Annotated in this window: 22 protein-coding genes; 6 read left to right on the top strand and 16 right to left on the bottom strand. The window is 65.2% G+C overall.

Features of this window, described 5'->3' with window-relative positions:
- Nucleotides 1-36: 36 nt before the first annotated feature.
- The 10 genes from phnD to phnG all read right to left on the bottom strand — a co-directional run bounded on the left by phnD (nucleotide 37) and on the right by phnG (nucleotide 8193).
- A complete protein-coding gene (gene phnD / locus EN853_RS15990; RefSeq protein ID WP_127860719.1) occupies nucleotides 37-945 on the bottom strand; it encodes a phosphonate ABC transporter substrate-binding protein in 909 nt (302 codons plus the stop codon).
- 140 nt (nucleotides 946-1085) lie between these two features.
- Nucleotides 1086-1943 carry a phosphonate ABC transporter ATP-binding protein gene (gene phnC, locus EN853_RS15985; RefSeq protein ID WP_127860718.1) on the bottom strand — a complete coding sequence of 286 codons (858 nt, stop codon included), beginning with the start codon at nucleotides 1941-1943 and terminating at the stop codon, nucleotides 1086-1088.
- 171 nt (nucleotides 1944-2114) lie between these two features.
- Nucleotides 2115-2825 (bottom strand): DUF1868 domain-containing protein, encoded by a 711-nt coding sequence (locus EN853_RS15980; RefSeq protein WP_127860717.1) that lies wholly within the window; start codon nucleotides 2823-2825, stop codon nucleotides 2115-2117.
- 110 nt (nucleotides 2826-2935) lie between these two features.
- The gene (locus EN853_RS15975) at nucleotides 2936-3553 is read right to left on the bottom strand and encodes a DapH/DapD/GlmU-related protein (protein ID WP_127860716.1); all 618 of its coding nucleotides are present in this window, start codon (nucleotides 3551-3553) and stop codon (nucleotides 2936-2938) included.
- A complete protein-coding gene (gene phnL, locus EN853_RS15970) occupies nucleotides 3550-4257 on the bottom strand; it encodes a phosphonate C-P lyase system protein PhnL (RefSeq protein WP_127860715.1) in 708 nt (235 codons plus the stop codon). The genes EN853_RS15975 and phnL overlap by 4 nt, the downstream gene beginning before the upstream one ends.
- A gap of 2 nt (nucleotides 4258-4259) precedes the next feature.
- Nucleotides 4260-5036 (bottom strand): phosphonate C-P lyase system protein PhnK, encoded by a 777-nt coding sequence (gene phnK / locus EN853_RS15965; protein WP_040987384.1) that lies wholly within the window; start codon nucleotides 5034-5036, stop codon nucleotides 4260-4262.
- Complete coding sequence (locus EN853_RS15960; protein WP_127860714.1) at nucleotides 5033-6010, bottom strand: alpha-D-ribose 1-methylphosphonate 5-phosphate C-P-lyase PhnJ; 978 nt, start codon at nucleotides 6008-6010, stop codon at nucleotides 5033-5035. Before EN853_RS15960 ends, phnK begins: the two co-directional genes overlap by 4 nt.
- Nucleotides 6007-7119: a carbon-phosphorus lyase complex subunit PhnI gene (locus EN853_RS15955; protein ID WP_127860713.1), complete on the bottom strand. Its 1113-nt coding sequence runs from the start codon at nucleotides 7117-7119 to the stop codon at nucleotides 6007-6009. Before EN853_RS15955 ends, EN853_RS15960 begins: the two co-directional genes overlap by 4 nt.
- Nucleotide 7120: 1 nt before the next feature.
- Nucleotides 7121-7732 (bottom strand): phosphonate C-P lyase system protein PhnH, encoded by a 612-nt coding sequence (gene phnH / locus EN853_RS15950; RefSeq protein WP_127860712.1) that lies wholly within the window; start codon nucleotides 7730-7732, stop codon nucleotides 7121-7123.
- Nucleotides 7732-8193 carry a phosphonate C-P lyase system protein PhnG gene (gene phnG, locus EN853_RS15945; RefSeq protein WP_127860711.1) on the bottom strand — a complete coding sequence of 154 codons (462 nt, stop codon included), beginning with the start codon at nucleotides 8191-8193 and terminating at the stop codon, nucleotides 7732-7734. The genes phnH and phnG overlap by 1 nt, the downstream gene beginning before the upstream one ends.
- A 137-nt stretch (nucleotides 8194-8330) precedes the next feature.
- Between phnG and phnF the strand changes: the two genes are divergently transcribed.
- Entirely contained in the window at nucleotides 8331-9077 is a 747-nt protein-coding gene (phnF, locus tag EN853_RS15940) for a phosphonate metabolism transcriptional regulator PhnF (protein WP_127860710.1), read from the top strand.
- A 288-nt stretch (nucleotides 9078-9365) separates the two neighbouring features.
- Here phnF and EN853_RS15935 read toward each other — a convergent pair whose 3' ends face one another.
- The 6 genes from EN853_RS15935 to EN853_RS15910 form a co-directional block, all read right to left on the bottom strand.
- Nucleotides 9366-10382, bottom strand: coding sequence for a zinc-binding alcohol dehydrogenase family protein (locus tag EN853_RS15935; RefSeq protein ID WP_127860709.1), 1017 nt, complete (start codon nucleotides 10380-10382; stop codon nucleotides 9366-9368).
- 65 nt (nucleotides 10383-10447) lie between these two features.
- The gene (locus tag EN853_RS15930; RefSeq protein ID WP_127860708.1) at nucleotides 10448-11413 is read right to left on the bottom strand and encodes an ABC transporter permease; all 966 of its coding nucleotides are present in this window, start codon (nucleotides 11411-11413) and stop codon (nucleotides 10448-10450) included.
- Nucleotides 11410-12963 (bottom strand): sugar ABC transporter ATP-binding protein, encoded by a 1554-nt coding sequence (locus EN853_RS15925; RefSeq protein ID WP_127860707.1) that lies wholly within the window; start codon nucleotides 12961-12963, stop codon nucleotides 11410-11412. The genes EN853_RS15930 and EN853_RS15925 overlap by 4 nt, the downstream gene beginning before the upstream one ends.
- A gap of 159 nt (nucleotides 12964-13122) precedes the next feature.
- Nucleotides 13123-14118 (bottom strand): ABC transporter substrate-binding protein, encoded by a 996-nt coding sequence (locus EN853_RS15920; RefSeq protein WP_127860706.1) that lies wholly within the window; start codon nucleotides 14116-14118, stop codon nucleotides 13123-13125.
- Nucleotides 14119-14299: 181 nt separating this feature from the next.
- A complete protein-coding gene (locus EN853_RS15915) occupies nucleotides 14300-15298 on the bottom strand; it encodes an aldo/keto reductase (RefSeq protein WP_127860705.1) in 999 nt (332 codons plus the stop codon).
- Nucleotides 15299-15343: 45 nt separating this feature from the next.
- On the bottom strand, nucleotides 15344-16849 hold the full coding sequence (locus EN853_RS15910; RefSeq protein ID WP_127860704.1) for an altronate dehydratase family protein: 1506 nt from the start codon (nucleotides 16847-16849) through the stop codon (nucleotides 15344-15346).
- 252 nt (nucleotides 16850-17101) lie between these two features.
- Between EN853_RS15910 and EN853_RS15905 the strand changes: the two genes are divergently transcribed.
- From EN853_RS15905 to EN853_RS15885, 5 genes are all read left to right on the top strand, one after another.
- Nucleotides 17102-18004, top strand: a complete 903-nt coding sequence (locus EN853_RS15905) for a GntR family transcriptional regulator (RefSeq protein ID WP_127860703.1) — start codon at nucleotides 17102-17104, stop codon at nucleotides 18002-18004.
- A gap of 154 nt (nucleotides 18005-18158) precedes the next feature.
- Entirely contained in the window at nucleotides 18159-18479 is a 321-nt protein-coding gene (locus tag EN853_RS15900) for a hypothetical protein (protein WP_127860777.1), read from the top strand.
- Nucleotides 18480-18574: 95 nt separating this feature from the next.
- Nucleotides 18575-19111 (top strand): copper chaperone PCu(A)C, encoded by a 537-nt coding sequence (locus EN853_RS15895; RefSeq protein WP_127860702.1) that lies wholly within the window; start codon nucleotides 18575-18577, stop codon nucleotides 19109-19111.
- 25 nt (nucleotides 19112-19136) lie between these two features.
- Entirely contained in the window at nucleotides 19137-19655 is a 519-nt protein-coding gene (locus EN853_RS15890) for a YcnI family protein (protein WP_127860701.1), read from the top strand.
- A gap of 137 nt (nucleotides 19656-19792) precedes the next feature.
- Nucleotides 19793-21343, top strand: coding sequence for a copper resistance CopC/CopD family protein (locus EN853_RS15885; protein WP_245517037.1), 1551 nt, complete (start codon nucleotides 19793-19795; stop codon nucleotides 21341-21343).
- Nucleotides 21344-21356 lie beyond the last annotated feature (13 nt).

Below are 21356 nucleotides of genomic sequence, written 5' to 3'. Positions count from 1 at the left end.
CGACGTGATAAAAACGCCGCCCTTTTCCTGATGCCATCAGCCGCCGATAGCGGCTTTGCGGGCTTCGACGATGACGTTGTAGAAGTCCGGCTTCACCGGAACGTAGCCGGTGAAATCGCCGCCCTCGACGCCTTCGAAGCAGGCCTTGTCCTTGACCGGCAGGGCGGTAAAGAAATCGGTGAGCTTGGCGGTCATTTCGGTGCCGAGCGCGGTGCGCACGACCAGCGGACCGTTCGGGATCAGACCCGAGCGCCACACTTCCACAAAGTCGTTCGGGTCGACGGCGCCCTTGGCGACCTCCTTGTGGAAGGTGCCGGAGGTGTAGCCGTTCTTGAAATCGCCGATGCCGGAGGAATCGTCCACCGCCACGTCGACCTTGCCGTCGCGGACGGCCAGCACGTTGTTTTCATGGCCGCCGTTGAACTGGGTCGAGGCGAAGTAGGTCTCGTTGGACGCGCCGGTGTCCTTCGGAATCTGGGTCAGCGGGATCAGATAGCCCGAGGTCGAATCCGGGTCGGCATAGCCGAGCTTCTTGCCCTTGGCCGACTTGATGTCGGTGATGCCGGACGTCTTCAGCGCCAGGCCGATCGAATAGTAGCCGGTCGAGCCGTCGGTCTGCTTGGTGGTGAGGATCGGGGTGACGGCCTTCGGGTCCTTGAGGTAGACGCTGGCGTAGCCGGACGCGCCGAGCTCGGCGAAGTCGAGTGTGCCGCCGAGCAGGCCCTGGATGACGCCGTCATAGTCGGCGGCCGGGAACAGCGATACCTTCTCGAAGCCGAATTCGGCCTTCAGGTGGTCGGCAAGGCACTGGTAGTTGCGCAGACGGTCGGTTTCGTTCTCGCCGCCGAGGATGCCGACGCGGAACTCCTTGATGTCGGCGGCATGCGCGGCGCTGGCCGCCATGGCGAGCAACGATACGGCGCCAAAAACCATCTTCCTGAACATTTTGACCTCTCTCCTGTTTTGCCGGCTTCGCGCCGGCAGCGTTCGAATTCTGAGTTCAGCCTTTGACGCGGGCGGGCGATCCGGGTTGCTCTTGCTGAGAACCACGATTGCCCGGAATCGCCTCGGCCCGGGCAGTGGACTCAGTAGCCAGGGAAGGCCGGTTCGAGCGGTCCGGCGGATGCAGTGATCTTCGGCTTGATGGTGACGCTGGTCGACGTGATGGCTTCGGAGATATCGGCGCCGTTGGCGTCGGCGCCATAGACCGTGCGCACGGCGTCGCGGTCAAGATCCTCGGGCGCGCCGTCGAACACGACCTTGCCGGCGGCCATGCCGATGATGCGGCTGCAGTAGGCGCGGGCGGTGTCCAGCGTATGCAGGTTGGTGACGACGGTGATGCCTTCGCGAAGGTTGATGTCGCGCAGCGAATCCATCACCACCTTGGCATTGAGCGGGTCGAGGGAGGCGATCGGCTCGTCGGCCAGAACCACTTTTGGCTGCTGCATCATGGCGCGCGCTATCGCGACGCGCTGCTGCTGGCCGCCGGAAAGCGTGCCGGCCGGCTGCAGCGCCGTGCGGGCGATGTCGAGGCGCTCGAGCGCGGCCACCGCTTCGGCGCATTCGACGCGCGAAAACAGGCCAAGCAGGTTTGAGAGCGTTGAGCGGTGGTTCAGCCGGCCGAGCAGCACATTGGTCAGTACGTCGAGGCGCGGCACAAGGTTGAACTGCTGGAAGATCATGGCGCAGTCGCGCTGCCAGCGCCGCAGCGGCGAGCCCTGCAGGCGGGAAACCTCGGCGCCGTCAAAAAAAATCGACCCCTGGCTGGGGTCGATAAGACGGTTGATCATACGCAGCAACGTCGACTTGCCGGCGCCGGAACGGCCGATGATGCCGACCATCTGACCCTGCGGGATCGAGATGTTGATATCGCTGACGGCGGTGTTCTTGCCAAATCGTCGGGTTACGCCGCGAATTTCCAGCGTGGCCGATGATGCTGACATGGCAAAACTCCGGTACGTCGCGGTTTCGAAGGTCGGTTAACCTTCGCTAGCGCAGCACCATGAAGCTGGGGTGTCGGATTGATGTCAGTTTTGTTACGTCCCACAGGCCATCCTTGTTTATGTATGTCGTTGTCCGAAAACCGCTGCGCAGTCTTGGCGGCATGCATAGGGTCAGCCGAGGACCAGCAATTCCTCGAAATGCTTCATGTCCTTGAAGCTGCAGAAAGCCGGCGGGCGCATTTCGATCACCGGAGCCTCGCGTTCGAGGAACGACAGGCAATCGTCGAACAGATCCTGCCAGGCGGCCGCACGTTCGTCGGCGAGGCGCCGGATCTGGTAGGCGAAAGTGATGTGGAAGACATAAGTGTCGTGATCCGGATGGCGGTAGCCGAACGGTACCGACAGCGCATCGCGCCAGGCCTTGAGGATGGCACGGTCCTTTTCCGTGGCACCAGCGACGGTCAGGCCGTTCGGCGTGACGCCGATGGTCTTTATCCTGAACGCACCGTTGCCCTCGAAGCCCTGGAGGCGCTCGAGATAGAGCCGCGTCATGTCGTCAATGCTGGTGTCGAGCGGCACATCGGCTGGCCAGTAGGGAACGCGGCGCCGGTATTCGATGATACCCTGGAACAGGGTCATGTGCAGGCTGGAGATCGGCGTGAAGGCCAGGCGATCGGCGTCGGCCATGGCGCGAATGCGCTCGCGCACCGCAATGACGGCGGCCTCGGAAGGAGATCCCCCGACGAGGTGGCTGACCACCGTGTTGCCGGGCTCGAAAAGGAAGTTGCCCGATGTGTCGTAGCGGGTGCCGAGATGCACGGGCGGAACCGGGTTGGTGCCTTCGAAGAAGGAGGCAAGCAAGGGTCTGACTGTGGCGAGCATAGGCGATCTCCCTAGGGAGACGGTGTCCTGTCCGAGTCGTGTGTCAAAGGTGTGAATGGTGAATGGCAACAAGAAACTCACTCGGTGCGGCCATTCACCACTCAGCACACTCAGGCGCTATGCTTCTCCAGAAACGCCTCGGCCGACAACTCGCGGAAATCGTCGAGCGCGGCGCGCAGCCGGGCATGGTCCCAATCCCACCAGGCGAGCGCCTGGTAGCGCTCGGCGGTGCGGCGGTCGAAGCGCTCGCGGATCGGTTTTGCCGGCACGCCGGCGACGATGGTGTAGGGCGCGACATCCTTCGATACGACCGCTCCCGCGCCGACCGCCGCGCCATCGCCGACGGTGACGCCGGGCAGGATGGTCGAGCCGTGGCCGAGCCAGGTATCGTGGCCGATGGTGACGCGTTTGGCGCGGCGCTGCGCGAAGAACTCGCTCTCATGCTCGGCGTCGTCCCAATAGTCGGAGGCGCGGTAGGTGAAGTGGTGCAGCGTCGGCCGCCAGGTCGGATGGTTGGTGGCGTTGATGCGCACGCTTGCCGCGATGTTGGAGAACTTTCGAATGGTGGCGCACCAGACGGCGCAGTCCTGCATCATGTAGGAATAGTCGCCGAGCCCGCTTTCCGAGACGCGACTACGCTCGGCGATCTCGGTCCAGCGTCCCAGTGTCGAATTCTCGACCTGCGCAGTCGGATGAACCAGCGGCGTCTCGGACAATTTCCTGGTCATGCGGCGATCCTGCCTGCGGCGAAGGCGGTGACGTCGATGACGCGGTCGGCCACCGCTTCGCGCACATCCTGGTCATGGAAGATGCCGAGCAGGGCGACGCCCGCCGCCTTCTTGGCGGCGATGAGGTCGACCACGACGTCGCGATTTTTGGCGTCGAGCGAAGCCGTCGGCTCGTCGAGCTGCAGGATCGGATGCTCGGTTATGAAGCCACGCGCGATGTTGACGCGCTGCTGCTCGCCGCCGGAGAAGGTCGCGGGCGGCAGGGCCCAGAGTTTCTCCGGCAGGTTCAATTGCGCCAACAGGGAACGAGCCTTCTCCCGCGCGCCTTCGCGATTCTCGCCGCGCTCGACCAGCGGTCCGGCGACGACGTCGAGCGCCGAGACGCGCGGCACGGTGCGCAGGAACTGGCTGACATAGCCGATGGTGCTGCGGCGCACGGCAAGCACGGTGCGCGGACTGGCCGAGCCAAGGTCGATCAGCCCGCCCTCGTGCTGGACGATGATCTGGCCTTCGTCGACGGCGTAGTTGCCGTAAAGCATCTTCAGGATCGAGCTTTTCCCCGCGCCGGACGGGCCGCCGAGCACGGCGCATTCGCCGGCGCGGATCGAGAAGGAAACGCCCGCCACCACCGGCAGCGTGACGCCGTCGCGCAGATGCATGGTGAAGCTTTTTGCGACATCGGAGACAACGAGAGGTGTCGGCATCGTCAAACCTGCAGGATCGAAGAAACGAGAAGCTGCGTGTAAGGCGCGCGCGGATCGTCGAGCACGCGGTCGGTGAGACCGCTTTCGACGACACGGCCGTCCTTCATCACCATCATGCGCTGCGACAAGAGCCGCGCCACGGCGAGGTCGTGGGTGACGACGATAGCGGCGAGGCCGAGATCGGTGACCAGCCCGCGCAGCAGATCGAGCAGACGCGCCTGCACCGAAACGTCCAGGCCGCCTGTCGGCTCGTCCATGAACACCAGCCGCGGCCCGGTCACTAGGTTGCGGGCGATCTGCAGGCGCTGGCGCATGCCGCCGGAAAAGGCGCGCGGCTCGTCGTCGATGCGGTCCTCGTCGATCTCGACCCGTGACAGCCAGTCGACCGCGGTGGCGCGGATCCTACCGTAGTGGCGGTCGCCGACCGCCATTAGCCGCTCGCCGACATTGGCGCCGGCCGACACCGTCATGCGCAGCCCGTCCGCCGGGTTCTGGTGGACGAACCCCCAGTCCGTGCGCATCAGGAAGCGGCGTTCGGCCTCGCTCATGCGGTAGAGCTCGCGCCACTGGCCGTCACGCATGCGGTAGCTTGCCGTGCCGGAGGACGGCAGCAGCCTGGTCGACAGGCAGTTGAGCAGCGTCGTCTTGCCCGAGCCCGATTCACCGACCACCGCCAGCACCTCGCCCGGCCAGAGGTCGAACGAGACATTCTCGCAACCGACGCGCGAGCCGTAGAATTTGGAAAGTGCCGAGACGCGCAGCAGCGGTTCGTCGGTCATTCGGCCTCCTTACCCTCCCCCTTGCGAGGAGGGTCGGCGCGCAGCGCCGGGGTGGGGGTTGTAGGGGGCGTCGCCAGGCTACCCCCACCCGCGCCTTCGGCGCGACCTCCCCACAAGGGGGAGGTAGGGTCGGCGCGCCGCTTCTCGCAATGATCAGTGTCGGAGCAGACGAACATGTGGCCGCCATGATCATCGAGGATGACCTCGTCGAGATAGACATTCTCGGCGGCGCAGAGCGCGCAGGGCTGGTCGAAGGTCTGCACCTCGAACGGGTGATCCTCGAAATCGAGGCTGACGACGTCGGTGAAAGGCGGCACGGCGTAGATGCGCTTTTCGCGGCCGGCACCGAACAGTTGCAAGGCCGGCGAACGATGCATCTTCGGATTGTCGAATTTCGGCGTCGGCGACGGATCCATCACGTAGCGGCCCTCGACCTTGACCGGATAAGCGTAGGTGGTGGCGATGCGGCCGTGCCTGGCGATGTCCTCATAGAGCTTCACATGCATGAGGCCGTATTCCTCGAGAGCATGCATCTTGCGGGTCTCGGTCTCGCGCGGCTCGAGGAAGCGCAGCGGCTCGGGGATCGGCACCTGGAAGACCAGCACCTGTCGCGCCGTCAGCGGATGCTCTGGGATGCGGTGGCGGGTCTGGATGATCGTCGCCGCAGCCGTCTCGGTGGTGACGGCGACATTGGCGACCTTCTTGAAGAAGGCGCGGATCGAGACGGCGTTGGTGGTGTCGTCGGCGCCCTGGTCGATGACCTTCAGCACGTCATCCGGGCCGATGATCGAGGCGGTGACCTGTACGCCGCCGGTGCCCCAGCCATAGGGCATCGGCATCTCGCGAGAGGCGAAGGGCACCTGGTAGCCTGGAATGGCGATGCCCTTGAGGATTGCCCGGCGGATCATCCGCTTCGTCTGCTCGTCAAGATAGGCGAAGTTGTAGGTGGCGATCTCTGTCGGTTGCGCGTTCATTCCGCGGCCTCCCTCTTCTCTTCTGCCGTGTCGGAACTCTCCCGCGCTTCGTATTCGGCACGCATGCGGCGGACCAGATCGAGCTCGGCCTGGAAGTCGACATAGTGCGGCAGCTTCAGATGCTCGACGAAACCGGTCGCCTGAACATTGTCGGAGTGCGAGATGACGAACTCCTCGTCCTGCGCGGCGGCGACGACATCCTCGCCGAGCTCGCTCGCGCGCAGCGCCCGGTCGCATAGCGCCATGGCCATCGCCTTGCGCTCGCTCTGACCGAAGACGAGGCCGTAGCCGCGGGTGAATTGCGGCGGCGCCTTGGCCGAGCCCTTGAACTGGTTGACCATCTGGCACTCGGTGACGCGGATGGAACCGATCGGCACGGCAAACGGCAGTTCCGGTATGTCCAGCTCGAGCTCGACCTCGCCGATGCGCACCTCGCCGGCGAAAGGATGGTTGCGGGCATAGCCGCGCTGCGTCGAATAGCCGAGCGCCAGCAGAAAACCTTCGTCGCCGCGCGACAGCGCTTGCAGGCGGATGTCGCGCGCCATCGGGAACTGCAGCGGCTCGCGCGTGATGTCGCCGGGCACATGGTCGAGCGGCATGTCGCCGTCGGCTTCGATCAGGCCCTCATGGGCGAGGATCGAGGAGACGCTCGGCATCGCCTCGGCTTCGACCGGGCGCTGCGCGGGCGCCTCGACATCGGCGCCGGCGGCAAGCTCCGGATCGAGCAGGCGATGCGTGTAGTCGAAGGTCGGGCCGAGCACCTGGCCGCCGGGCAGGTCCTTGTAGGCGGCGGATACGCGCCGCTCGACCTGCATGGCGCCGGTGTCGACCGGGCTGGTATAGCCGAAGCGCGGCAAGGTGGTGCGATAGGCGCGCACCAGGAAGATCGCCTCGATCATGTCGCCGCGCGCCTGGACGACGGCTAAAGCGGCAAGCTCGCGATCGTAGAGCGAGCCTTCGCTCATCACCCTGTCGACGCCGAGCGCCAGTTGCTCGACGATCTGGTCGAGGCGCAGCGCCGGCACCGAGCGGTCGCCGCGCCGGCGATCGGCAAGCAGGCGATGGGCGTTGGCGATTGCGGCTTCGCCGCCTTTCACCGCGACATACATGTCAGGCCTCCATCGTCTTGATGCGGGTGGTGCGCGGCAGGCAGGCGAGGCTGCCGGGCGCCGCCAGGACGATGTCGACGCCGCGCGGAAAACGCTGGTTGTTCTGTCTCCACTGCTCGACGAAATGCCGCGGCATACCGGTCGGCGCGATCATCGCGGTCTTCTCGATGCCCGGTCCTTCGAGCAGCAGCGATGGACCGGAGGCGAGATCATCGACCAAAAGGACCAGCGTCGTCGAGCGGTCCGGATATTCCTGCGTGCCTTGCGAAAAGCCGTCGAGCGCCGCCATCTCCGCCGGGTTGGCCACTATCGCGAAATGCGCGTCGGCGGGTGTGTTGGCCAAGGGCGAGCCGGTGTGAAAGCCGAGCCAGGCCTTGACCGAGGCTTCGGCCTGCAGGCGCGGGTCGAGCCAGACCGGCGTGTCGTTGTCGCAAAGCGAAAGCGCCACGGCACCGGCGGTCGCCGACAGCGGCGCCGGCGGATGGGCGAGCGGCGACAGAGCCTGAACGCTGCCGGGGCGCGCCATCGCGTCCATGACGGCGCGGAACACGGTTTGCGCGTTGAACACCGGATCGGCGAAACCGCCTTCGATCGATTGCGTGGCGATATCCATCAGTCCTCTCCGCGCACCATGGTGAAGAAATCGACTTTCGTCGCCGCCGCCTCGACGCGCCGTTTTTCGCGCGCCTCTTCGAGTGCTGTCCGCAATGGTCTGACGAGCTTCGTTTCGATCGTTTCGCGATGCGCCGGGTCCTGCCACAGCGCATCGGCGATAGCCGTGAGCTTTGCCTTGCCCTTGTCGCGGCCGAGCGCATAGGAGTGGCCGACCTGTCCGGAAGGCAGCCGCACGGTGGCGCGGGTGACAGTCGCCTCGCCGACATTGAAGGGCGCGCCGCCGCCGCCGATCCGCCCGCGCACGGTGACCAGCCCGGTTTCGGGACCGCGCAGCAGCTCGACCTCGGAGGGCAGTCCAGCCTCGCTCCATAGGCGCGCGATCTCCTCGGCCTTCGCCTGCGCCAGCGTCGCCATCACTGCTTTCCGCTCGGCTTGCTCGCGTGCTTTCTGTCCTCGCATCGCTTCACTCCTGGCATGGGTAATTTGTCCATTGATATAGACAACTATACAAATTATATTCATCTCGTAACGAGAGTCCATGACGGGTGGATGACAAGAGGCGCAAAAGTCAGGGGGAAGACGTTGGGGGCGGGGATATGATCGGGCTGGCGAGCAGCATCGAAAGGCGCAGTGGCGTATCGCTGTGGCGGCAGATCGCCGACAGGATCCTGCAGGGAATCGCGAACGGCGATTTCGCCGCGAATGCGGCGCTGCCGCCCGAGGTCGCTCTGGCGGAACGCTACGGCGTCAACCGCCACACGGTGCGCAGCGCCATTGCCGCACTGGTGCAGGAAGGCGTGCTGAGGGCCGAGCAAGGGCGCGGCACCTTCGTTTTGTCGCGCAAGCGGCTGTCCTATCCGATCGGCGCGCGCACGCGGTTCTCGACCGGATTGCAGGGACAGACGACCGAACGCCACATCGCGCTGCTGTCGTCATCGACCGAGCCGGCCGACCGGCGCATCGCCGAAGCGCTCGGCATCGCAAACGGGGTCGCCGTGATCCGCCTGGAAACGCGCGGCGAGGCCGATGGGCATCCGGTGTCGCGGGCAACGACGTGGTTCGATGCCAAGCGCTTTGGCGGCATCGCGGCGGCAATGGCCGAGACGGGATCGGTCACCGCCTCGCTCAAGCGCTTCGGCATCAACGACTATCTGAGGCAATCGACCGTGCTCTCGGCGCGCCACGCCGACGCCGCCGATCTTGCCGATCTCGACCTGCAGCCCGGCGCCATCGTGCTGGTGACGGTCGCCGTCAACGTCACGCTGGACGGCCAGCCGATCCAGTTCGCGGAATCGCGGTTTCCGGCGGAGCGGGTGGAGCTCAGGCTGTCGGCGAACGATTAGCTTTTAACGTCGTCGGGCGATAACCCCAGCGGTCGTCATCCACGGGCAGAGCGACGCGAAGCGGAGCGCAGACCCGAGGATCCATGCCCGATCGCGAGGCGCAGCGGAGCAGAATTCTGGATCGTTGCAACGCGTCGAAGTCACGGAATGGATACTCGGGTCTGCGCTGCGTCGCTACGCTCCTTGCTTCGCCCGTGGGATGACGAAGGGACAGCGCTTCGGCTAATCTCCACGTCATGCGATCCGCTCGGGCATCGTCTGATGCGAAATTTCGGTGCCTGGAATCCTCTATCCGACTTCGATGACGGCCTTGATCAGGCCGGACTTCTCATGCGCCCATCGCGACAGATCGCGCGGCGTGCCGGCAAGGGTCGTGCGATGCGTGACGAGCTTCGCCAGCGGCACGGCGCCGTCGCGGATCGAAGCGGCGACGTGGTCGAAGTCGGCTCTCAGCGCGTTGCGGCTACCGATTAGCGTCATCTCGCGCTTGTGGAACTCGGGGTCGGAAAAGGTGATGTCGTCCTTGACGACGCTGACCAGTACCAGCGCGCCGCCATGAGCGACATGGGCGAAGGCCGATTGCACCGATTGGGTGTTGCCGGTGGCGTCGAAGACGAGGTCGAAGCCTTCCCCATCCGTCGCGTGCCTGACCAGTTCGGCCGGCGATGCCTTCGAACCATCGAGCGCGGCAAAGCCGAGTTCGCTTTCGGCGAAACCGAGCCGTTCGGTGCTCATGTCGAGCAGGCTGACGTCGAGCCCGGCGATGCGCGCAAAAAGGGCCGTGCCGAGTCCAATCGGGCCGGCGCCGATGACCAGCGTGCGCTGACCGGGGGCGGCAAGCGAACGCCGCACCGCATGGGCGCCGATCGCCAGGAATTCGACCGCCGCCGCATCGGCCAGCGACAGGCCGTTTGCCGGGTAAAGGTTCTGCGCCGGCACTAGGATCTCGTCGCACATGGCGCCGTCGCGATGCACGCCGAGCACCTCGATGCTCACGCAGCAGTTCGGCTTGCCGCGCCGGCAGGCAATGCATCTGCCGCAGGCCAGATAGGGATTGATGATCACCGGCTCGCCCACGGCGAGGGCGACGCCTTCCCCTTTTTCGACGACCGTGCCCGAGACCTCGTGGCCCATGATGCGCGGGTAGGCGAGGAAAGGGTGCTTGCCTTCGAAGATATGGTAGTCGGTGCCGCAGATGCCGACATGGCTGACGGCGACCCGCGCCCAGCCGGAGGGCGGCGCGCCGGGCGCGGCGCGGTCTTCGAGGACAAGGTCGCCGGGCGAGCGGCAGACGACGGCTTTCATGGGCAAATCCGATGTTCAAGAAAGTGCGCAGGCCGATGGGGCCGACGCGATGCTTCAACGATGGTTCACTTGCCGCGACGGCGCAGGCCGTCGAAGTAGACGATGACGATGATCAAAACGCCGGTGATGACGCGCTGCCAGAAGGTGTTGACGTTGAGCAGGTTGGCGCCGTTGTTGATCGTGGAGAGGATGAAGGAGCCTATCAGCGGCCCATGCACCGAGCCTATGGCGCCGAACAGCGAGGTGCCGCCGATCACCGAGGATGCGATGGCCTGCAGTTCATAGGTGTCGCCCTGCGTCGGGTTGCCGATGCCGATGCGGGATGCCAGCAGCACGCCGACGAAGGCGGCCAGCAGGCCGGACAGGATATAGGCCATGAAGATGGTGCGCGGGACGTTGACGCCGGAAAGCCGCGCAGCCTCCGCATTGGAGCCGACCGAGAACAGGTAGCGCCCCCAGCGCGTGTGGTGCAGGAAGACGTAGGACGGTATCGCGACCAGGACCACCATCCAGAAGAGATAGGGTATGCCGAGCAGCGAGCCGCGCGAGAAAGCCTGGAACGGGTCGCTGTTGATCGAGATCGAGTTGCCGTTGGTCATCAACAGGCCGATGCCGCGCAGCGAGGTCATCGTGGCCAAGGTAATGATGAAGGGCGGCAGGCCCATCTTGACGATGCCGAAGCCATGGAACAGGCCGATGGCGACGCCGACCAGCAAGGTGATCAGCACCGCCGCCCAGATCGGCCAGCCCGCATTGATCAGAAGCGCGACGACGACGGTGGTGAAGCCGACGACGGCGCCGACGGATAGGTCGATGCCGCCGGTGATGATGACGAAGGTCTGGCCGACCGCCAGGATGGCGATCAGCGAGCCCTGGCGCAGAAGGTTGGTGATGTTAAGCGCCGTGGCGAAGGATGGAGTGGCGACCGCCAGCACGATCCACATCAACAGCAACAGCCCAAGCAGCGTCAGCCCGAACAGGGCATTGAAATTGCGCTTGGTTTTTTCGGCAGGGATCGCCTCGGTGCTCATTTCTGTCCTCCCGACTTTTCTTGTTTCTCGGCCAGCGCCTGACCCAAAATGTCCTCATGGCTTGCGGTGCGGAAGCCATGCGTGGCGACCAGCTTGCCGCGCCGGAACACGTGCAGCGTATCGGCGAGCTCGTAGACTTCCGGCAGGTAGGACGAGATCAGGATGATGCCGGCGCCCTTCGACAGCAGCGTCGAGAACAGGCGGTAGATCTCGGCCTTGGTGCCGACATCGACGCCGACCGTCGGCTCGTCGAAGATGAAAAGCTTGGCGCCATGCGCCAGCCACTTGCCGATGACAATCTTCTGCTGGTTGCCGCCCGACAGGCTGGAGGCGAGCGCGCTACGCGTCGGGGTCTTGATCCTGAGGTCGGCGATCTGGCGGTCGGCCTCGGCCTTCTCGCGCGAGCCGGAGATCAGAAGGTTGTTCGAGATGCGCTTGTAGATCGGCAGGTTGAGGTTCGTGCCCACCGGCAGGTTGAGGCAAAGGCCCTGGTCGCGGCGGCTTTCGGGGGCGAGGGCCATGCCGAGCCGGATCGCGTCGTGCTCGGAGTTGACCTGCACCTCCTTGCCTGCCCACAGGATCTGGCCGGCCGACTTTTTGTGTCGGCCATAGAGCGTGGTGACGAACTCGCTGCGGCCTGCGCCGATCAGCCCGTAGAGGCCGACGATCTCGCCGGCACGGACGGTGAGCGAGACATTCTCAAAGCCTTTGCCGGAGAGGTTCCTCGTCTCGACGATAGTCGCGCCCGGCGTGAAGTGCTCCTTGTGATAGATCTGCTCGATCGAGCGGTTGATCATCAGCTTGACCAGCTCCGGCTCGTTGGTCTCGGCGATGTCGCGGGTGCCGACAAGGGTGCCGTCGCGCAGCACCGAAACGCGGTCGGCAAGCTCGAACACTTCCTCCATGCGGTGGCTGATATAGATGATGGTGACGCCTTCGCCCTTCAGCCGGCGGATCAGCTTGAAAAGCTGGTCGGCTTCCTTGCGGGTGAGGTAGGCGGTCGGCTCGTCGAAGATCAGGAACTTTGTGCCGCGCACGGTGGCGCGGGCCGCTGCGATCAGCTGCTGCTGGCCGATGGTGAGGTCGCCGAGAACGACATGCGCCGGCAGATCGAAGCCGAGGCCGTCGATGATCTTCTGCGCTTCCTTGACCATGGCGCGCTGCTGCAGCAGGCCGAAGCGGGAATTCTCCTCGCCGAGGAACATGTTTGCGGCGACGGTGAGGTGGCGGCAGAGCACGACCTCCTGGTGGACGGCATTGATGCCAAGCGCCATCGCCTCATGCGGCGTGGCCAGCGCCTCCGGCTTGCCCTCCCAGATCACTTCGCCCGAGGTGCGCGGCATGACGCCGGTGAGCAACTTGATCAGCGTCGATTTGCCGGCGCCGTTCTCGCCGACGATGGCGTGGATCTCGCCCGACTTGAAGGCAAGGTGCACGGGCTTCAGCGCATGCGTGCCGGGATAGCGCTTTTCGAGGCCGTTGAGCTCGAGGATCGTCCTGCCCGGCTCCAGCGTGGGTGCGGGGTGCAGTTCCTGCGCCGTCGACGTCATGACAATCCTCCCAGATTGATCCTAACCGTAGGATACGCAGCGATGCGTCTAGCGCGCATCCAGAAGGCGCAGCGTAAACCAAGCGGGCAAATTGCCAAGCCGCCGCTAACGGATGTTTCCGGGGCGCCGAGGCCCCGGAAACGATTTGTCGCGAAGATCTCAGTTCAGCTTCGGGTTGAGCAGCGCGTCGATCTTCGGTTCCTTCATGTTGTCCTTGGTGACGAGGTTGGCGCCGGTGTCGACATTGGCCTCGACCTTCTCGCCCTTCGAGGCGGCGAGCGCGGTCTTGATGCCGTCGTAACCCATCCGGTACGGATCCTGGACGACGAGGCCGGAGATGACGCCGTCGTTCAAGAACTTGATCAGCTTCTCGTCGCTGTCGAAGCCGATCAGCGCCACCTTGCCGGCAAGGCTGTTCTCGGCGATCGCCTGGCCGACGCCCTGCGCCATGATCAGGTTCGAGGCGAAGATGCCCTTGAGGTCCGGATTGGCGGTGATCAGGTCGGTCGCGATATTGAGGCCGGTCGTGGCCTGGCCGTCGGCGTACTTGTCGGCGACGAGCTCGAGGCCGGGATATTTCGCCTTGAGCTGCTCCTTGAAGCCTTGCGAGCGCTGCTCGAGCGAGCCGGCGCCGGGGAGAGCGGTGATCAGCGCTACCTTGCCTTCGACCTTGCCGCCATTGGCCGCGCCGATCGCCGCCGCCAGACCGTCAGCCGCAACGCGACCGCCCTGGACGTTGTCGGTGGTCAGGAAGGAGGTGAAGGCCTTGGATTCGGCGCTGGAGTCGATGCCGATGACCTTGACCTTGGAAGCTGCCTCATCGATCGGCTTGCCGAGCGCCTTGGCCTCGGTCGGCGCGATCACGACCGCGGCGGGATTGCCGGCGACGGCGTTCTCAAGGATCGAGATCTGGCCGTTGACGTCGGTCTCGGCCTGGGCGCCGAGCTCCGGCACGTTGACGCCGAGATCCTTGCCGGCCTTGCGGGCGCCGGCCAAAACGATCTGCCAGTAGAAGGAAGTGGTGTCCTTGACGATGATCGGAATGGTCACGTCTGCGGCCGAAGCCGGCGCGGAATGCAGCGCGCCAGCGAGCATCGAGGCGGCAGCAAGTGCCACGAAAGCGCGGCGGTTGAGAAGGCTGGTCACGAATTTCATTTAGGATCCTCCCTAGGTCGCCTGGTTAGGGTTGCGGATGCTCCGTCTGGATAGGCGCGGCCCAAACAGAACTTTATCAATAAAAAACATTTGCCATATTTTGATAGTGCAAAGGTCGGGCGGATGCAAGCGCTGTTTGGTGCCGTTTGCGTGATGGCGGGCGGGAGCGCTGCACCGGTTCTCAGCCAAGCTGCTGCACGATCGTATAAGGATCGTATTTCGCGAACTCCGCCGCCGGCACCTTGATGTCGAGCAGTTCGAGGTTGCGCGTCAGATTGGCGGGCTTGGCCGTGCCGGTCAGCACCGAGGCGACAACCGGCTCGTGCAGCGGAAACTGGAACGCCGCGGCGGCCAGCGGGTAGCCGCCTTCTCCCGCGATCCTTTCCATCGCGCCGACCCGGTCGAGGATGTCCTTGCTCGCCGGCTGATAGTCGAAATGGGCGCCATGCACCGGGCCCGTCGCCAATATGCCCGAGTTGAAGACGCCGCCGATGATCAGCGAGGTCTGCCTTTCGCGGCAGAGCGGCAGCAATTCGGCCTCGGCGCTGCGGTCGAGCAGCGAGTAGCGGCTGGCAAGCAGGATGCAGTCGAGCGGCGCGCGGCGGAGCACGTCGAGGCAGATCCGGACCTCGTTGACGCCGAGGCCGTAGGCGGAAATCGTGCCGGACGATTTCAGCTCTTCCAGCGCCTTCAGCCCGCCATCCATGAGCTGGCGGAAATGCAGCTTCGTCTTCTCGACGCCATGCGTGTAGACGCCGATGTCGTGGACGAACAGGATGTCTATTTTGTTGAGGCCGAGCCGCGCGTAGGAGAAGTCCACCGAGCGCATGATGCCGTCATAGGAATAGTCGTAGTCGAGCGCGAAGGGCAGCGGATCGACATAGGAGTGATCGGGAACCTGGTCTTCCGGCACCGGCCGGAACAGGCGCCCGACCTTGGTCGAGAGAACGTAGGACGAGCGCGGCTTCTCGCGCAGGAAATCGCCGGTGCGGCGCTCCGACAGGCCGAAGCCGTAGAAGGGCGCGGTGTCGAAATAGCGCAGGCCGCCATCCCAGGCCGTCTGCAGCGTCTCCATCGCGGGCTCGCGCGGACAGGCGCGATAAAGGCCGCCGATAGCCGCGCCGCCGAAGCTGATTTCGGTGACCTCAAGCGCGGTCGTGCCGATCCGGCGTTTGTTCATCAAAGCCTCCCTTGCCGTTCGACCGGCCGTTGTTTTTGAAAGTACTTAGAGCGTCGCGCCGAGATGCCAGGGCACGAACTCGTTGTCGCCGTAGCCGAACGCCTCGCTCTTGGTCTTGCGGCCGGATGCCGTCTCGACGATCAGCTCGAACAACTCGCGGCCCATGCCGGCAATCGTCTTCTCGCCCGAGGCGATGACGCCGCAATTGACGTCCATGTCTTCTTCCATCTGGTGGTACATGGTCGAGTTGGTGGCGACCTTGATGGACGGCGTCGGCCGGCAACCGAAGCAGGACCCGCGGCCGGTGGTGAAGACGATGATGTTGGCGCCGCCCGCCACCTGTCCGGTGGCGGAAACCGGATCGTAACCGGGCGTGTCCATGAACACCAAGCCGCTGCCCGTGACCTTCTCGGCATAGCCGAAGACGCCGTTGAGAGGCGTCTGGCCGCCCTTGGCGACGGCGCCCAGCGACTTCTCGAGAATTGTGGTCAGGCCGCCGCGCTTGTTGCCGGGCGAGGGGTTGTTGTCGATCGAGGCGCCGTGCTTGGCGACATGGTCCTCCCACCACTTCACATAGCTATCCAGCTTGGCGGCGATCTCGGGCGAGGCGGCGCGATAGGCAAGCAGATGCTCGGCGCCATAGATCTCTGTGGTCTCGGAAAGGATGCCTATGCCGCCGACGCCGGCGAGAATATCGACGGCGGCACCCAGCGCCGGATTCGCGGTAATGCCGGACATGCCGTCCGAGCCGCCGCATTGCAGGCCAACGACGATCTCCGAGACCGGGATCGGCTCGCGCTGCAGCTGGCCGACCTCCTCGGCGATCTCGGCCAGCACGCCCATCGCCCGCTCGACGGATTTGCGCGAGCCGCCGGCCTCCTGGATGTTGAAGTGCCGCTTGCCGGCGGCGACGCCCTTCTGGCCGTAGAGCGTGAGCTGGTTGACCTCGCAGCCCAGCCCCACCATGAGCACGCCGCCGAAATTCGGATGGCGCGCGTAGCCGGCGAGCGTGCGGTGCAGGACCATCATGCCGTCGCCGGTGGCGCTCATGCCGCAGCCCTGGCCGTGGACGATCGGCACGAAGCCGTCGATGCCCGGATATTTCGGCAAAAGCACGCGGTTGGCCTCGTCGGCGATCGCGCGGCAGACGGTGGACGAGCAGTTGACGCTGGCGATGATGCCGATGAAGTTGCGCGTTCCGGCGCGTCCGTCGGCGCGGCGATAGCCCATGAAGGTGCGCTTGCGGTCGGCTTCGGTGGCGTGCTCGGCCTCGCTCGGCGGCACCACCGGCAGGCGGCCGCTCTCGAAGGCCAGATTGTGCGAATGGACATGTTCGCCGGGCGCGATGTCCTGCGTGGCGCGGCCGATCGCCTGGGCATATTTGACCACCGCCTCGCCGGCCGCGATCGGCTTGATCGCCACTTTGTGTCCGGGTTCGATCGCCGCCACCGCGAGCGCGCCGCCGGGCAAGGCTGTGCCGATCTCGATGCGGCCATTGGCGACCGCGACATTGTCGGCGGGGGAAAGAAGTATGATGTTTGCGGCGTTCACGGGCGGCTGTCCTGGGTAAACCTGGGAATGTGGGCGGATTGACATGCGCCCGTTTGAGGATAATGTCTTTTATCGTGAAAAAACATTTTTGCGTCAATTGTTTTTTCATCGCGCGGGCCGCGCGCCCTTTGGCACGGTTGCCCGTTTGCAAAGCCGGCGGAATTCGATTTCCGCATTTCGCGGGCTTGCGCTAGGAACGCCGATCATATCGCGCTTCCGGCCGGCCGCCGCAAGCGTTGGGGGATACGGGGCATGTCGAAGAGCAACAACGTCTACAAGGACGCCTTCAACCGCTGCCTGCGGCTGCTCGACGAAACCAAAAGCCTGCCGTCGGAGCCCGAGCTCGGCACGCTGCTCGGCGTCAGCCGCACCACGGTGCGCAGCATCCTTTCGCGCATGGAAGAAACCGGGCTGATCGCCTGGAACAAGCGCAGCAAGACGGTGCTGCGGGTGCCGAAACCGGAAGATTTCTTCCCCGAGGAAGAGACCGACTCGCTGGCCGAGATCATCGAGCGCTCATTCATGCGCCGGCTGCTTGCCGAGGGTGCCGAGGCCGGCATGCAGATCAACGAGCTGGAGCTGGCACGCGAGATCGGCGTCGGCACCACCAGCGTGCGTGAGTTCCTGATCCGCTTCTCGCGCTTCGGCCTGATCGAGAAGCGGCGCAACAGCCACTGGGTGCTGAAGGGGTTCACCCGGGCCTTCGCGCTGGAGCTGACCGAAATCCGCGAGATGTTCGAGCTCCGCTCGGCAGCGGCCTTCGTCGCGCTGCCGCAGGAGAGCGCGGTCTGGGCCGATCTCGAGGGGTTGGAGGAGGAGCACCGTCAGCTCGCCAGCGAGATCGCCACCCGGTTCAACGAATTCTCCGAGCTCGACGAGCGCTTCCACCGGCTCATCCACCGCGCCTCGCACAACCGCTTCATCGTCGATTTCTACGACGTGATCGCGATGATCTTCCACTACCACTACCAGTGGAACAAGGCTGAGGAGCGCCAGCGCAACGCGGTCGCGGTCCAGGAGCACCTGGCCTATATCGCGGCATTGAAATCCCGCGATCCCGGCAAGGTCGACGCCGCCTGCCGCAAGCACCTGAAGTCGGCGCGCCAGACGCTGCTGAGCTCGATTCCCGCAGGGCGGCAGGTGCAGCCCGCCTGAGAGGACGTATCGCGCCGCGTTGCCGCAGTGCGGTTTTGCCGATTTTCCGGCCGCTGGCCCCATGCTAGGGTCGGTCGAGTTGCTGGAAAGAGGCAGTCCTTTGGATATCCGGCTGAGACGATGGAGCACGCCGGCCGCGTTCGTCGCGGCGCTGATGCTGTTGCTCCAGTCGGCGCTCGGCGCCTTTGCATTTGGCGAGCCGTCGCAGCTCGATGCCTTCGGCAACGTCATCTGCACCCGCGAAGGTGCGGTCACGCCCCCAGGCGGCGATTCACATCAGCAACATCTGCCGGCCTGCTGTTCGGCGGGCTGCAGCATGGTCTCGCCGGCGCATCTGCCGCCGCCGGACACCGGCGCGCTTGCCAGGACCCTTGCGTTCGAAGCGATCGCCTTTGCGCCGCCTTCCTTCCGGCATCTCGATTTCGCCCGCGACCGCTCTCCAGCCAATCCGCGCGCGCCACCGGCCACGGTCTGACGCACGATCCGCGGAACCTTTTCGCGGATGCATTCATCCAAGTTCAGACCGTTCGCGACCGCACGATGGCGCGATCTCATACCCATGGAGCAACCATGTCCAATCTTCTTCCTGCAGCGCGTGCGCACACCCAGCGCGGGCCGCTTCCGCGCGGCTTCGAACACTTCAGCCTTGCCGTGTTCCTCCTCCTTCTCCTGCTCGCCTGCGTTCCCGGCGCCCTGGCGCATGAATTCAAGGTTGGCGACCTGGAAATCGGGCACCCGTGGTCGCGCGCGACCCCGCCGGGCGCCAAGGTGGCCGGCGGCTATTTCACCGTCACCAACAACGGCAATGCGCCCGACCGGCTGCTGTCGATCACCTCCGAGATTTCCGACAAGGCCGAACTGCATGAGATGGGCGTCAAGGACGGCGTCATGACCATGCGGCCGGTCAGCGGCGGGTTGGAAATCCCGGCCGGCGGCAAGGTCGCGCTGAAGCCAGGCGCCTACCACCTGATGTTCGTCGGCCTCAAGCGGCAGCCCAAACAGGGCGAGACATTCCCGGCGACGCTGACCTTCGAGAAGGCCGGCAGCATCAAGGTCGAGTTCGCCGTCGAGGGCATGGGCGGCGGCATGGACGATCACGCCGAGTGATCATTTCGAATTCAGAGGGACTTTCATGAAGAAATATCTTTTAGCGGCGGGCGCCGTTCTTGCGCTCGGACCAAACACCGCGCTCGCGCACATCACGCTCGAAACGCAGGAAGCGGCCGTCGCCTCGACCTACAAGGCTGTATTGCGCGTGCCGCATGGCTGCGAAGGCAAGGCGACGACCGCGGTCAGGGTGCAGATCCCGGAAGGCGTCATTTCGGTGAAGCCGATGCCGAAGCCCGGCTGGACGTTGCAGACCAAGAAAGGCAGGTACGAGAAGTCGTACCAGCTCTACGGCGAGACGCTGACAACCGGCGTCAAGGAGGTCGACTGGAGAGGCGGCAATCTGCCGGACGAGTTCTATGACGAGTTCGTCTTCCGCGCGTCTCTGGCGGCGGACCTGCCGGCCGGGCAGATGCTCTACTTCCCGGTGGTGCAGGAATGCGACGGCGCCGCCGCGCGCTGGATCGAGATTCCGGCGGCAGGCCAGGATGAGGACGCGCTGGAAAATCCGGCGCCCGGCATCAAATTGCTGCCGAAGAAATGATCACTTGATGGCGCGTCCCGTTCGGGCGCGCCATCGCTTTTCGCAAAGACGGCATGAAGGTAGCACCTTTCCCAATCCGCCCGAGCGGCGTCCGCAACAAGCCAGTCACCGGCTGCCTGATCGCGGCTTTCGTGCTGATGGCGCTGCTGGTGCTGCCCGGTCGCGCCTTCGCGCACGCGGCGCTGGTCGCAGCCGATCCGGCCGATGGCTCCGTGTTGATGCAGAGTCCTGCCCGGTTCTCGCTGACCTTCAGCGAGCCGGTCTCGCCGCTGGTCATCGCTTTGGTGCGGCCGGACGGCACGCGGCTTGCGCTGACCTCCTTCCGCCTCACGGACAGGACCGTCGAGATCGATAATCCTGAGACGCTCAAATCCGGCACGCATGTGCTGAGCTGGCGGGTGATTTCGGAAGACGGCCATCCCGTCGGCGGCTCGGTGCTGTTTTCGATCGGCGCGCCAAGTGCGGCCCCTGTCGCAGGTGAGACCGCCGACTGGTCGCTGCGCGCGGCAATCTGGACGGCCAAGCTCCTCCTCTATGCCGGCCTGTTTCTCGGCGTCGGCGGCGCCTTCTCGCTCGCCTGGCTCGCCGAGAACCGCCGGTGCGGCCAGCGGTTCGTCATTGGCGCTCTGCTCTGCGGACTGGCCGCTGCTCCGGTTTCGCTCGGCTTTCAGGGGCTGGATGCGCTTGGCGCGCCGCTTGGACGAATTGCTGCGCCGCCGGTCTGGCAGACAGCGCTCGAGACGAGCTTCGGCTGGACGGCGCTTGTCGCCCTGATCGCGCTTGGGCTTGCGTTGCTGTCCCTCGTCGGACCGCGCACTCCTCGCAAGCTGCTTGCGCTCGCCGGACTCATCGGTGTCGGCGCAGCGCTTGCGGCAAGCGGCCACGCCAGTGCCGCCGAGCCGCAATGGCTGACGCGGCCGCTGGTGTTCCTGCACGGCGCGGCCATCGCCTTCTGGGCGGGCGCGCTGGCGCCGCTCGGTCTTGCCTTGCGGTACCAGCCGGCGGAGGCGAAGGTTTTCCTGCGACGGTTCTCGCGCGCCATACTGCCCGTCGTCGCCGTTCTCGCCGCAAGCGGCATCGTGCTGGCGATCATCCAGGTGCAGACACCGGCTGCATTGATCAACACGGCCTATGGCCGCCTGCTGCTGTTGAAATTGGCCTTGCTGCTGTTCCTCCTCACGCTCGCCTCGGTGAACCGCTGGACGCTGACCGCGCCGGCCGAGGCGGGCGACACCGAAGTGCAGCGGCGGCTGGTGCGCTCGATCGGCATCGAGACGCTGATCGTGCTCGCCATCTTCGGAGTCGCCGCCGGCTGGCGCTTCACGCCGCCGCCGCGCGCGCTGGCGATCGCCGCCGCGCAGCCGATTTCGATCCATATCCACACGCTGAAAGCGATGGCCGACCTCAGCATCACGCCCGGCCATGCCGGACAAGTCGCGGCTTCCATGGTCATCATGACCGGCGATTTCGGTCCGCTGGACGCCAAGCAGGTGACGCTGGTGCTGTCGAAGCCGGATTCCGGTATCGAGCCGATCAAGCGGCCGGCGACGAAGCCAGGCGACGGCACATGGCGTGTCGACAATCTCGTTATCCCCCTGGCCGGCCGGTGGAATGCCCGGATCGATATCCTCGTCTCCGATTTCGAGGTGGTGAAGATCGAGGCGCCGATCGATATCCGCAGTGAGTGATATTCAGGCGAGG

The sequence above is a fragment of the Mesorhizobium sp. M1C.F.Ca.ET.210.01.1.1 genome (assembly GCF_004791585.1).
Classification (GTDB): Bacteria; Pseudomonadota; Alphaproteobacteria; order Rhizobiales; family Rhizobiaceae; genus Mesorhizobium.
Note: the sequence above shows the minus strand (reverse complement) of the source record. Positions and strands in the feature narration are given on the sequence as shown.